Source organism: Massilia sp., assembly GCF_032106685.1.
In the GTDB taxonomy this organism is placed as follows: domain Bacteria; phylum Pseudomonadota; class Gammaproteobacteria; order Burkholderiales; family Burkholderiaceae_D; genus Telluria.
In genome coordinates, this window is the sequence record NZ_DAMCPG010000024.1 from 35,225 (window position 1) to 47,966 (window position 12,742).

A 12,742-nucleotide genomic window follows, 5' to 3' on the forward strand; every position below is an offset into this window, starting at 1 on the left:
AACATCAGGCCGCCTGCGCCTCCGCCGCCTCGGCCCAGCGCAGGCGCACGCTGCGGATCGCCGGCAGCTGGGCGATGAACAGGTCGACCAGCGCGGGATCGAAGTGCTTGCCCTTCTGCTGCACCAGGTAGTCGACCGCCTCTTCCTCGCTCCAGGCGCGCTTGTAGGGACGCACCGAGGTCAGGGCGTCGAACACGTCGGCGATCGCGACGATGCGCCCGGTCAGCGGGATCTGCTCGCCGGCCAGCCCGTTCGGGTAGCCGCTGCCGTCGTATTTCTCGTGGTGGGTCATGGCGATGTCGTGCGCCAGTTTCAGCATGCCGCCGTCGTGGCGGCCGATGATCTCGCCGCCGATGCTGGCGTGGCTCTGCATGATCCTCCATTCGTCGGCGTCGAGCGGACCGGCTTTCTGCAGGATGCGGTCGGGGATGCCGATCTTGCCGACGTCGTGCATCGGCGCCGCGTGCAGCAGGTCTTCCGCTTCCTGTTCGGTCATGCCGGCCGCCAGGCCCAGGATGCGTGAAAAGTGGCTCATGCGGATCACGTGCAGGCCGGTCTCGTTGTCCTTGTACTCGGCCGCCAGGCCCAGGCGCTGGACGATCGCCAGGCGGGTCGCCTTCAACTCTTCCATGCGCACCAGCGACAGGTGGGTGCGTACGCGCGCGCGCACCAGCGGCGGGCTGACCGGCTTGGTGATGTAGTCGACCGCGCCGGCCTCGAAGCCTTCGAGCTCGTCGGCGGTGTCGGTCAGGGCGGTGACGAAGATGACGGGAATCGGCGCGGTGGCCGGGTTCGCCTTCAGCGCGGCGCACACTTCGTAGCCGCTCATCCCCGGCATCATCACGTCGAGCAGGACCAGGTCGGGGCGTTCCTTCTGCGCCAGCTCCAGCGCGCGCGCGCCGTCCTTGGCGAACAGCAGGCGATAGTGGTCCTGCAGGATCTGGCGCAGCAATTGCAGGTTGCTCGCTTCGTCGTCGACCGCCAGGATCAGCGGGCGGTTGGTGGTAGTGCTCATTACGTCGTTTCCTGTGGCGTTGAATCGTCAAGCGTGTCGAGCGCGGCCAGCACGGCGTCGAGCTGCTGCTGGGCGAGGTCGAAGTCGAAGTCGGCAAGCGCTGCCTGCACCTGGGGCACGCGCGCGGCCGCCGCATGGCCGGCGAGGGCGGCCGCCAGGCCGGCCAGCGCCGCGTCGTCGAGGGCGCCGCGCGACAGGGCCTCGCGCAGCACGGCGCCGGCGCGGCGCGCGCGCTCGAGATCGATGGCAGCGCCGGCGGCGCCCGGCGCCATCGGCGCGACGGCCGGCCGCCTGGCCTTGATCAGCGCCAGCACCGCCTCGTGCGCTTCGCTCACGCGCGCCAGCGCCTGCGGCAGCAGCGACACCGTGGCCAGCTGCTGGCCCTTGTCGCCCTCGGCCAGCTGTTCCAGCTCGGCCAGCGCGTCGGCCAGCAGTTCCAGGCCGAGGTTGGCGGCGATGCCGCGCGCCTTGTGCGCCAGCATGCGCAGCGAGGGGTGGTCGGCGGCGTCGGCGAAGCCGCGCAGGAATTGCGGCAGCAGGGCGTGCTGGGTGTGGAAGTGCGCGAGCGCTTCCAGGTAGGCGTCTTCCTTGCCGCCCCAGCGGTGCACGCCGCCGTGGCGGTTCCAGGCCTGGCGCTCGATCGCCGGGGCGGCGAGCGCCTGCTCCGAACCGATGCCGAGCACGCGCGCGATCTCGTGCGACAGCGTGAACCAGTCGACCGGCTTGGAGGCGAAGCCGTCCATGCCGGCATCGAGGCTGGCGCGGCGGTGCTCGGCCAGCACGCTGGCCGTCATCGCGATCACCGGCACGCGCGCCCGGCCGGCGGCCTCGGCCTGCTCGCGGATCAGGCGGGTGGCGCGCAGGCCGTCGATGGTCGGCATCTGGAAGTCCATCAGGATCAGGTCGAACTCCTCGCGCGCGGCCAGCTCGACCACCTGGGCGCCGTCCGACACGCCGGTCATGGTGTGGCCACGGCGCGCCATCAGCAATTGCAGCAGCTCCAGGTTCTGCGGCACGTCGTCGGCCACCAGCACGCGCAGCGGCGGCAGCACGGCGGCGGTGCGCACCCGCGCCTGTTGCGGCGCGAAGCGCGCCACCACCAGCGGCAGCAGCACGTGGAAGGTGGTGCCTTCGCCAAGCGTGCTCTCGGCCCAGATCTTCCCGCCCATCAGCTCGACCAGCTGCTTGCTGATCGTGGTGCCCAGGCCCGTGCCGCCGAAGCGCCGCGTCATCGAGGCGTCGGCCTGGGTGAAGGGATCGAAGATCGCGTTCAGGCGCTCGGGAGCGATGCCGATCCCGGTGTCCTTCACGGAGAAGTGCAGCTGGTCGCCGCGCGGCTCGGCGCGCAGGGTAACGCTGCCGCTGGCCGTGAACTTGATCGCGTTATCCAGCAGGTTGGTCAGCACCTGGCGGATGCGCAGCTCGTCGCCGCGCAAATTGGTGGGCAGCGCCGGGTCGTAGTGGATGTCGACCTGCAGGCCCTTGGCGCGCGCGTTCGCCGCCAGCGTCGAGGACAGCTCGTCGATCAGCGAGAGCAGGTTGAAGTCGTTGATCTCCAGCTCCACCGCGCCTTTTTCCAGCTTGGCGGTGTCAAGGATCTCGTTGAGCAGGCGCAGCAGCGAGCGGCCGGCGTTGCGCACCGTATCGAGGTGGCGCCGCTGGTCGGGCGCCAGTTCGCCGTCGAGCAGCACGTCGGTGAAGCCGAGGATGGAATTCATCGGCGTGCGGATCTCGTGGCTCATGTTGGCCACGAACGTCGCGCGGGCGGCGGCGGCCTGCTCGGCGTGCTCCTTGGCCTCGCGCAGCGCCTCTTCCATCTTGCGGCGCTCGCTGATGTCGAGGATCACGCCGTCGAGCCAGACCAGCTTGCCTTCGTCGTCGCGCACGCCGGTGCCGTTCTCCCACAGCCAGCGGGTGCTGCCGTCGGCGTGCAGCAGGCGGTACTCGACCAGCCAGGGCCGGTCCTCGCGCAGGGCCGCCTCGATCGCTTCCGATACGCGCACGCGGTCGGCGGCGTGGATCAGGGCGCCGAAGCAGCGCCGTGGCGGGCTGCCCGGCGCAATGCCGGTGAAGTCGCGCGCCGGGTAGCCGGCCACGCGTTCGACCGCGTCGCTGATGAACACCATCGGGTGCGCACCCTCGATGCGGCTGCGGTAGGAAATGCCGGGAATGGTGCCGATCAGGGAGCGGAACTGCTGCTCGCTGGCGCGCAGGGCCTGCACCATCTCGCGCCGTTCGGTGATGTCGGTGACGAAGCAGACGAACAGTTCCTGCTTGCCCAGGACCGCATGGCCGACGGCGAAGCGGATCGGCACGCGGCTGCCGTCGCGGCGCAGGGCGTCGACTTCGGCGTTGTTGGGCGCGGCGTGGGCGCCGCTGTCGCGCAGGTAGCCGAGCAGGCCGACTTCCTTGTTGCGTTCTTCCTCGGGCATCAGGAGGCGCACGTTGCCGCCGACGATCTCGTCATGGCGCCAGCCGAAGATCTTCTCGGCCGAGGCATTGAATTCGAGGATGGTGCCGTCGCGGTCGACCGTGATGACGCCGTCGACGGTGGTGGTGAGCAGGGCGCGCATCCAGGCTTCGCTGCGCGACAGTTCGGCGTACAGGCGGCGGTAGCGCAGCAGGCCGTTGGCGGCCAGCACGACGACGGTGAACAGGACGGTGATCAGGGAGATGCCCAGCGCCAGGGTGGTGGTGTCGAAGGAGGCCGGGGCGTTCGGATCGACCGTGCCGACGAAGCGCGCCGCCGCCATGCCGGTGTAGTGCATGCCGGCGACCGCGCAGCCCATGACCACCGCCGCCAGCAGCAGGCGCCGGGATTCGCTCATGCTGCGCAGGCGCTTCAGGCCGAAGCGCACCCACAGGGCCAGCGTCGCCAGCACCACGGCGACCACGATCGACAGCGCGAAGGTCGCCGGATCGTAGCGCAGGTCCAGGCTCATGCGCATGCCGGCCATGCCGGCGTAGTGCATCGCGCCGATGCCGGCGCCGACCAGCACGCCGCCGGCCAGCAGGCCGGTCCTGCCCAGGCGTTCGCGCGCGATCAGGTTCAGGGCGACGAAGGACGCGCCGATGCTCGGCAGGCTCGAGCCGACCGTGATCATCGGGTCGTAGCCGACCCGGGTGCACAGGTTAAAGGCGAGCATGCCGACAAAGTGCATGGCCCAGACGCCGGCGCCGAGCGCCAGGCTGCCGGTCAGCAGGAAGATCGGACGCTGGCTGTTGCGCTGGCGTGCCTGGCCCGCGATCTGCAGGCCCATCCACGACGAGAAGATGGCCACGAGCAGCGACAGCAGCACGAGCTTGGGATCGTAGATGCCATAGCTGAGCAGCGATGGATCATCGGGCAACATGAAAAGCGACATGGGGGTCTTCCGGAGGGGTCCATCGAGCGGACAAAAAGCATCCGCCAGTATGGCATTTTCCATATGGAAAGTCTTGATTTTATTGGGAAAAGTTAGCAATGCGACATTGCAACTGTCGCGTTGCCGCTACCCGGCTGTTTTTATGTATTGACGACCAGTGCCGGCCTTGGGTTATGCTCAATTAATAAATATTGCGATACATGTATCGACCCGCGTATCCGATCCATGTATCCAGAAATATGGGAAACCTGATGCCGAGAGACCGAATCACGCTGGCCGCGCTGTTCGCTGCCCTGGCTGCCCTGTCCGATGCGGTGGCCGCCACCGTCCCGGCCGGCGGCCCGGGAGCGGCCCTGTACATCACGGCCGAGCCGGCGCCGCCGTCGAGCATGCTTGATGAGCGCGGACAAGTGGTGGGCATCGTCACCGACAAGGTGCGCGCCGCCTTCGACCGTGCCGGCGTCGGCTATACGATCGAGCTGCTGCCGTGGAAGCGTGCCTATGCCGCCGCCCGCTGGCGCAAGGATGCCTGCGTCTGCTCGACTACCCGCACGCCCGAGCGCGAGGCCTTGTTCAAGTGGGTCGGTCCGCTCGATACCGCGCAATGGGTGCTGATGGCGCGCGCCGACCGCCACATCGTGCTGCGCAACCTGGAGGACGCCCGGCCCTACCGCATCGGCACCTACAACGGCGATGCGCGCGACCATTACCTGCGCAGCCGCGGCTTCACGGTCGACGTCGCGCCGCACGACCTGGTCAATCCGCGCAAGCTGCTGCTGGGGCGTATCGATTTGTGGGTGGCGGCGCTACGGCCCGGCAGCCTGGTGCTCGAACAGAATGGCTGGGCCGGCAAGATCGTCCCGGTGCTCGCGTTCAACCGGCACGAGGTCTTCCTTGCCTGCAACCGCGGCGTGCCCGATGCCGTCGTCGACCGCCTCAACGGCGCCTTCGCCGCGCTCGAGCGCGACGGAGCCTTGCGGCGGATCGAGCGGAGGTATGACGACTGGACGGAGCCGAAGGGCAAATAGGACTGGCGCGTGCCGCCGGAAAAACAAAAACCCGCGTTCTCCGATGAAGAAACGCGGGTCTTGTCTGTGTTCTGTGCTGGTGCCGGGAACCGGAATCGAACCGGTACGCCTTGCGGCGCGGGATTTTGAGTCCCGTGCGTCTACCTATTCCGCCATCCCGGCAACGCGCTGTGCATTATCGCTGATTTGGATTGCACCGGCAACAGTTTACGAGCGCGGCCGGGGGCCGCCCCTTAGCTCGCGAGCGCCCGCTGCAGGGAGCGCAGGATCGGGATCGGGCCGATCACTTCGAGCGCGTGCGCATGCACCTTGACGTTGATCGTCTGCGCCCGCGCGCGCCAGGAGAGGCCGGCAGTCCGGATATAGCGCAGCCGGCCGGGAGCGGCTTCGGTGCGCGCATAGCCGAGCCTGGCGAGGGTGGCGTCGAGGGTCATGCTCATGTGGCAGGCGTCGAAACGGGTGTTGACGTCGAGCCGGCCCGGCGCGCCGGCGCACAGGGGCAGGGCCAGGCCGGCCAGCACCGGCAGGACGATCAGGGCCAGGGGCGCGCCCGGATCAAGCAGGTGCAGCGCCAGCACCAAGAAAGGCATGCCGACGGCCACCGTCAGCCCGTAAGCCGTCAGCGGCGACAGGCCGCGCAGCCATGCGCCACCCCGGTTCGAACGCACGACTTCCGAGAACATGACGCTTTTCATGTCGTTTCCTCCGGGGTGAATGGTGATGGCACTGTCTGCCATTTTCTGTCCTGTATATGGTCCCGGATTGAGCTGACTCAAGGAGGCGACGATCAGGAATAAACGTCTGCCATCTGGGCCGGATCAAAGCATGAGGTAGCGGTGCGACGCCGATCCGGGCCGGCCGTTTTTGCCGACACATTGCCGATGGAGTTCACATGAAAAGCACATCCCTGGTCCTGGGCGCGTTGCTGGCAGGCGCCGCCTGCGCCGGCCCGCATGCCGCCGCGCAGACGATCGAGCGCAGCGTGCCGATTTCCGCGATCGACGACGGGGCGGGCGGCTTCAATGCCCATTTCGGCGACGGCTTCGCCGCCGCGCAATCGGGCGGCAGCTTCATCGACGTCTTCACCTTCGACGTCGCCGGGCTGCCCTTCGATGCCGCGGCATCGGTCACCTCGTCCATCCTGAATTCGCCGTCCGACAAGGACCTGCGCATCACGGCCCTGAGCCTGTACCGCTACGACCCGGCGACGATGGCGATCATCGGCCCCGCGATCTCCGGCATCGACCAGACCGGCTTCGGCGCCGATGCCACCGATTCCTGGGCGCTGGCGGCGTACAGCCTGCCGGCCGGCGCCTATGCGGTGCGCGTCGACGGGCTGGTGCAGGGTTCCGGGGGCGGCAGTTTCGGCGCCGACCTGACGGTCTCGCCGGTGCCGGAAGTGCCCGGCTTCGCGCTGCTGCTGGCCGGGCTGGCCTGTGGCGCGCTGGTGCGGCGCCGCCTGACCGCGGCGGCATAGAAAAACCGCCCTGCGGATGGCTCCGGCAGGGCGGTTTCGGCGCCGGGCTGGTGGGCGCCTCAGGGCGCGCGGCGGTACAGGCGGAAGCGCTCGTCGCGGTCGGACGCGCGCCGGCCTTCCCACAGCAGCGTGGCGCCGCGCGTGTTCCAGCGGCGCGCCAGGTCGCGGTCGTCGCGCGTCCTGACCCGGTCCTGCAGCAGCACGTAATCGCAGTCGCCGCCCTGCACGCCGGCGAAGGGCAGGCGGCCGAAATAGGCGAACGAGGCGCGCTGCGCTGCGCTCACGTTGGTGTCGATGCAGTTCGCGTTCGGCGGCAGCTTGGCGGCGATCGCCTGGGCCACGCCGGCGTAGCTCTTGCTGTAGTTCAGGTCCGGCAGGAAAAGGGTCATCAGGAGCACCCACAGCAGGATCAGCCCGCTCGAGGACAGCACCACCGCGCGCCACAGCACGGCCGGCTGGCGCGACACGCGCCAGCGCACCAGCCAGAACCAGCCGACCGACACCGCGGCGGCGACGGTGAAGGCGACGATCCCGAATTCCGGCTTGAAGCCCGGCACCAGCTTGAGCGCGTTGTGCGCCAGCTTGGCGGGCCAGCCGGTCAGCTTGGCGATCCAGAACAGCCAGATCAGGGCGGCCAGGGTCGTCAGCGCCATCACCGAGAACCAGTCGATGGCATTGATCGCGCCGCGCTTCATGGTCGGCAGGCCGAAGGCGGCCATCAGGGCCAGCAGCGGCAGGAGTTTCAGCAGGTCGCCGTTTTCCGGCGAAGGATCGCACAGGGTGAGCAGGGTCAGGGCGCCGAGGAAGGTCAGCGGCAGCACGATGTGCAGCATGTTGCGCTCGCGCCGCCAGGCCCAGATGGCCCAGCCGGCAAACGGCCAGGCCGGCCAGAAGAACCAGACGCCGACGCGGAAGAAGGCCGTGATCGAAGTCCAGCTCGGCAGGCTCAGCTGCTCGGCGTTCCAGGCCAGCCAGGCCGGCACCGGCGACTCGCCGTGCGGCTGGACGATGGTGGCGGGCAGGATCCAGACCAGGGTCAGCAGCGCGGCGACGCCGAGCGCCAGCGCCAGGTGGCGCAGGGAATTGGCGGCCGGCAGGCGGAAGAAGCGCGTGCCGAGGAACAGCGCGGCCACCAGGACCAGCGGCGACAGCGGGCCGCGCGTCAGCGTCAGGGCGCCCAGCGACAGGCCGACCAGGGCGGCATTGCGCGGGCTGGCGCTCTCGATGTAGCGCACCGCGCGGTAGAGGAAATAGGCGAGCAGCGAACCCTGCAGGGTGACGGCCAGGGTCTGGTGGCTGTATTGCAGCAGGCCGAGCGAGCCGAGGTAGACCAGCACGGCGGTGTCGGCCAAGGTGCGGCCATAGGCGTCCGGTTCCGGCTGGCCGCCGAAGGCCAGGCGCAGCGGCTGGGCTTCCGGCCGGCGTCCCAGGTGGAAGGCGGTGTACCAGAGCGACATGGTGCCGAGCACGAAGATGCCGATGTTCGAGACGCGCGCGGCCAGCACGTCGCCCAGCAGCCAGCCGAACAGCTTGATGCAGAGGGCGCCCAGCCAGAACGCGAGCGGGCCCTCGTCGGTGACGGCCAGGCCGGCGATGTTCGGGTACAGCCAGTCGTGCAGGCCGCCGCGCGCCATCGTCCACATGATGCCGAAGCTGCCGGCGTCGTCCTTCCACGGGTCGCGGCCGATCAGTCCCGGCAGGATATACAGCATGCCGAGCGCGTACAGCGCCCAGCGCGGCAGGGCCAGCGTGGCGGCGGCGGGGAGGCGGACTGGTTTCATCGATAGGTCTGATGCGAGGAAATAATGTCGCGTAGTATAACGGCGAACATAAAGTCGAAAAAAAAGAAGCCGGAAACCGGCTTCTTTTTGGGTGGAAGCGCAATGCTTCCGTCGTACTGGGCGGTGCTTAGCCGTTGGCGACGCTGGTCTTCGAACCGACGGCACCGAACTTCTGGCGGAACTTCTCGACGCGGCCAGCGGTGTCGACGATCTTGTGCTTGCCGGTGTAGAACGGGTGCGATTCAGCCGAGACTTCGATCTTGATCAGCGGGTATTCCTTACCTTCGTAGGTAGCGGTTTCGCGGGTCGAGATGGTCGAACGGGTGATGAATTTGAAATCGCACGACACGTCGTGGAACAGGACTTCGCGGTAATCCGGATGGGTATCGGTCTTCATGATTCTGCTTTCGATGAGTTGGTAGCCAAACAGCACTTCGTCGGTCTTGCTGCTTCTTGACCCGATTGCCGATCACTTGCCAGTGGTTGATGTACTGAACCCACGATTATAAAACGGCTGTTCAGGCAAGGCAAGCGCGGGGCCGGATTGCCGATGGTCTTGTACGGGATTTGTGGCCAATGCGCTGACCGTAGGGTGGGCACGCTGTGCCCACGCGGAAGGTGGAGCCAACGCGACGCTCGGGCGGGCGTTGTCGGGTGATCATGTGGGCCGTGTCGAAAGGAGCAGCCACAATGCATGCTTTCGCGTGGGCACGGGGTGCCCACCCTACGGTTGCGTCCGACGTAATCGTTGCCAAATCGCCGCGAATAAAAAAGGGCGGCACACGCCGCCCTCGTCGATGCTTTTGGCAGGTCTTAACCGCCGCGGCGCATCATGTCGAAGAACTCCACGTTGTTCTTCGTCGCACGCATCTTGTCGAGGATGAACTCCATCGCCTCGATCTCGTCCATCGAGTACAAGAGCTTCCTCAGGATCCAGATCTTCTGCAGCTGGTCCGGCTTGATCAGCAGTTCCTCGCGGCGGGTGCCCGACTTGTTCAGATTGATCGCCGGGTAGACGCGCTTCTCGGCCAGGCGGCGCTCGAGGTGGACTTCCATGTTGCCGGTGCCCTTGAATTCCTCGTAGATGACGTCGTCCATGCGCGAACCGGTTTCGATCAGGGCGGTGGCGACGATGGTCAGCGAGCCGCCTTCCTCGACGTTACGGGCGGCGCCGAAGAAGCGCTTCGGACGCTGCAGCGCGTTGGCGTCGACACCGCCGGTCAGGACCTTGCCCGAGGCCGGGATCACGGTGTTGTAGGCGCGCGCCAGGCGGGTGATCGAGTCGAGCAGGATCACGACGTCCTTCTTCATCTCGACCAGGCGCTTGGCCTTTTCCAGCACCATTTCCGCGACCTGCACGTGGCGGGTGGCCGGTTCGTCGAAGGTCGAGGCGACGACTTCGCCGCGCACCGAGCGCTGCATTTCCGTCACTTCTTCCGGACGCTCGTCGATCAGGAGGACGATCAGGGTCACGTCCGGGTGGTTGGCGGTGATCGCGTGCGCGATGTGCTGCAGCATGACCGATTTACCGGACTTCGGCGAGGCGACCAGCAGGCCGCGCTGGCCCTTGCCGATCGGCGAGATCAGGTCGACGATGCGGCCGGTGATGTTCTCGGCGCCGTTCATGTCGCGCTCCAGGCGCAGCGGCTCGTTCGGGTGCAGCGGGGTCAGGTTCTCAAACAGGATGCGGTGCTTCGACGCCTCCGGCGACTCGCCGTTGACCTTGTCCACCTTGACCAGCGCGAAATAGCGTTCGCCATCCTTCGGGGTGCGTACTTCGCCTTCGATCGAGTCACCCGTATGCAGGTTGAAGCGGCGGATCTGCGACGGCGAGATGTAGATGTCGTCGGTCGAGGCCATGTAGCTCGCATCGGGCGAACGCAGGAAGCCGAAGCCGTCCGGCAGCACTTCGAGCGCGCCGTCGCCGAAGATCTGTTCGCCCTGCTTCGCGCGTTTCTTCAGGATGGCGAACATCAGTTCTTGTTTGCGCAGGCGCGCTGCGTTGTCGATATCGAGGCTGATCGCCATCTCCAGAAGGGCGGAGACGTGCATTGCCTTCAGTTCAGATAAGTGCATGTTGTGTGGGTGTCCCGTGACGGGAAATTAAGGTAGGGGAGGGAGCTGCGTGGGTTAGTCAATTGGGAGGCGACCGGAATCGATCGGTTTCCCGTCCAGACAATGGCGGCAGTGCGGGCGCGCTGCCGCCGCTCAACGAACGTTGTGTGAACGCCCGATTATTAAATGTTGCTGTCGATGAAGGCGGTCAGTTGACCCTTGGCCATTGCGCCGACTTTTTGCGCGGCCGGGACGCCGTCCTTGAACAGGATCAGGGTCGGGATGCCACGGATGCCGAACTTGGCCGGCACGGCCTGGTTGGCGTCGACGTCCATCTTCGCGATCGTGATCTTGCCATCGTATTCCTTGGCGACTTCTTCCAGGATCGGGGCGATCATCTTGCACGGACCGCACCACTCGGCCCAGAAATCGACCAGGACCGGACGTTCGGACTTGATCACGTCGGTTTCGAAAGAAGCATCGCTGATGTGTTTAATGTTTTCGCTCATGTTTTCCTCAAATTAGAGGTAAGGATCAATGTACGCCTGGAGCTTGATAACAGCTCATCCGGCTTCCGTTTGCTGATGGAACTGGTTGCAACACGATGGTGGTGCCAAAGTGCGCAAACTCAATATTGGAAGGGCGTCGAGAGGACGTCAGGCGGGGAATTTAGGTCGAATAATACCTTATTTTCCCAAAAAGTGGTCGGACGTTTGTTCAAATCTTAACACGCCACCGCCGAGCGCAATTGGTCGAGCGCGATCGGCTTGCGGAAGGTGCCGGCGACGCGCAAACCGAGCACCCGCGCCAGCTCGCCGACGGCGTCGCGCACGCCCGCATCCATGCCCGACAGCAGGATCACGCGCCCGCCGAAACCGCGCGCGGCGGCGGCCTGCAGGAACTCGATGCCGTCCATGTCGGGCAGGGCCAGGTCACAGATCAGGGTGTCGGGTCCCTGTTCCTCCAAGGTGGAGAGCGCGTGGCGGGTGGTGGCCTCGGCGAACACTTCGCGCACGCCCATCTGTTCCAGCATGTCGGTCAACATTTCCAGCATGAAATGGTCGTCGTCGAGCACCAGCACGCGCGGCGGCTGGACCGACCTGGTAACGACGGGCTCATCCATACAAACGGTTCCGGAGATTTTTTTACTGGAAGGGCATTATGGGCGAGAAAAGCCATGCCGTGCGCATGCCCGTCAAAAAAATCTGCGCGGCCGTCTCGTCCAGTCCACGTTCAGCCGACCTTGCCCGTGAACTGGTAGAGCCGGCCCGGATGCCACATGGTCACGATCGAGGCGACCCGGCCGCCGGAACCGGTCTTGCGCTTGAGGACGAGACAGGGTTCGCGCGCATCGATCGCGAGCAGTTCGGCCACTTCGCGCGGCGCGCCGAGGGCCTCGATGGCATAGGTGGCGCCCTGCAGCGGGGCCACGACCATCAGGTGTTCGTTCGGGGTGATGGCGTTGAAATCCTGGGCCAGGTAGTCCGGCGCGCAGTCCGGGTTGACCCAGCGGTCTTCGAGCTGGATCGGCACGTCGTTCTCGAAATGCACGATCAGCGAATGGAACAGGGGGCTTTCCGGCGCCAGGCCGAACTGCAGGGCCAGCGCCTCGCTCGCCGGCGCCTCTTCGAGCAGGTGCAGCGTGCTGCGGTGGCGGTGGCCGCGCGCACGCACCTCGTCGGCGATGTTGCGGATCTCGACCAGGGTGGCCTGGTATTTCTGCGGCGCGACGTAGGTGCCGGACCCCTGGCGGCGCGTGAGCACCTGTTCGGCCGTCAATTCGCGCACGGCGCGGTTGACCGTCATGCGCGAAACGCCGAACTGGCGCACCAGCGCCTGCTCCGAGGGCACGAGGTCGCCTTCCTTCCAGCGCCCCGAGGCGATTTCGCCTACCAGGTAGTCCTTGATGCGCTGGAAGATGGGGGTAGTCGCTTGCGCGCTCTGTTCGTTCAAACTGCTCTCCGGTAGGGCGATAATGGTGGCTCTCGACAGTGCGGATTCTAGCATCGCCGATTCGAAAG

At 66.7% G+C, this 12,742-nt stretch carries 11 protein-coding genes and 1 tRNA gene; 2 read left to right on the forward strand and 10 right to left on the reverse strand.

Features of this window, described 5'->3' with window-relative positions; all coding sequences use genetic code 11:
- Nucleotides 1-4 precede the first annotated feature (4 nt).
- Nucleotides 5-1,015, reverse strand: a complete 1,011-nt coding sequence (locus RT688_RS14280; protein ID WP_313705519.1) for a two-component system response regulator — start codon at nt 1,013-1,015, stop codon at nt 5-7.
- Entirely contained in the window at nt 1,015-4,380 is a 3,366-nt protein-coding gene (locus RT688_RS14285) for an MHYT domain-containing protein (RefSeq protein ID WP_313705520.1), read from the reverse strand. The genes RT688_RS14280 and RT688_RS14285 overlap by 1 nt, the downstream gene beginning before the upstream one ends.
- 251 nt (nt 4,381-4,631) lie before the next feature.
- Between RT688_RS14285 and RT688_RS14290 the strand changes: the two genes are divergently transcribed.
- On the forward strand, nt 4,632-5,408 hold the full coding sequence (locus RT688_RS14290; protein ID WP_313705521.1) for a transporter substrate-binding domain-containing protein: 777 nt from the start codon (nt 4,632-4,634) through the stop codon (nt 5,406-5,408).
- A 77-nt stretch (nt 5,409-5,485) separates the two neighbouring features.
- Here RT688_RS14290 and RT688_RS14295 read toward each other — a convergent pair.
- Nucleotides 5,486-5,570, reverse strand: a tRNA-Leu gene (locus RT688_RS14295).
- Nucleotides 5,571-5,641: 71 nt separating this feature from the next.
- Nucleotides 5,642-6,103: a hypothetical protein gene (locus tag RT688_RS14300; RefSeq protein WP_313705522.1), complete on the reverse strand. Its 462-nt coding sequence runs from the start codon at nt 6,101-6,103 to the stop codon at nt 5,642-5,644.
- A 197-nt stretch (nt 6,104-6,300) separates the two neighbouring features.
- Between RT688_RS14300 and RT688_RS14305 the strand changes: the two genes are divergently transcribed.
- Complete coding sequence (locus RT688_RS14305; protein ID WP_313705523.1) at nt 6,301-6,885, forward strand: FxDxF family PEP-CTERM protein; 585 nt, start codon at nt 6,301-6,303, stop codon at nt 6,883-6,885.
- 59 nt (nt 6,886-6,944) lie between these two features.
- On the opposite strand, the gene RT688_RS14310 is transcribed toward RT688_RS14305, so the two are convergent.
- The 6 genes from RT688_RS14310 to hutC form a co-directional block, all read right to left on the reverse strand.
- Complete coding sequence (locus tag RT688_RS14310; RefSeq protein WP_313705524.1) at nt 6,945-8,666, reverse strand: glycosyltransferase; 1,722 nt, start codon at nt 8,664-8,666, stop codon at nt 6,945-6,947.
- A 127-nt stretch (nt 8,667-8,793) separates the two neighbouring features.
- Nucleotides 8,794-9,063 carry a type B 50S ribosomal protein L31 gene (locus RT688_RS14315; RefSeq protein WP_313705525.1) on the reverse strand — a complete coding sequence of 90 codons (270 nt, stop codon included), beginning with the start codon at nt 9,061-9,063 and terminating at the stop codon, nt 8,794-8,796.
- Nucleotides 9,064-9,479: 416 nt separating this feature from the next.
- Nucleotides 9,480-10,742 carry a transcription termination factor Rho gene (gene rho, locus RT688_RS14320; protein ID WP_313705526.1) on the reverse strand — a complete coding sequence of 421 codons (1,263 nt, stop codon included), beginning with the start codon at nt 10,740-10,742 and terminating at the stop codon, nt 9,480-9,482.
- Between the two features lie 161 nt (nt 10,743-10,903).
- Complete coding sequence (gene trxA / locus RT688_RS14325; RefSeq protein WP_312548549.1) at nt 10,904-11,230, reverse strand: thioredoxin TrxA; 327 nt, start codon at nt 11,228-11,230, stop codon at nt 10,904-10,906.
- Between the two features lie 215 nt (nt 11,231-11,445).
- Entirely contained in the window at nt 11,446-11,844 is a 399-nt protein-coding gene (locus RT688_RS14330) for a response regulator (protein ID WP_313705527.1), read from the reverse strand.
- Between the two features lie 110 nt (nt 11,845-11,954).
- Nucleotides 11,955-12,674, reverse strand: coding sequence for a histidine utilization repressor (gene hutC, locus RT688_RS14335; RefSeq protein ID WP_313705528.1), 720 nt, complete (start codon nt 12,672-12,674; stop codon nt 11,955-11,957).
- Nucleotides 12,675-12,742: the final 68 nt, after the last annotated feature.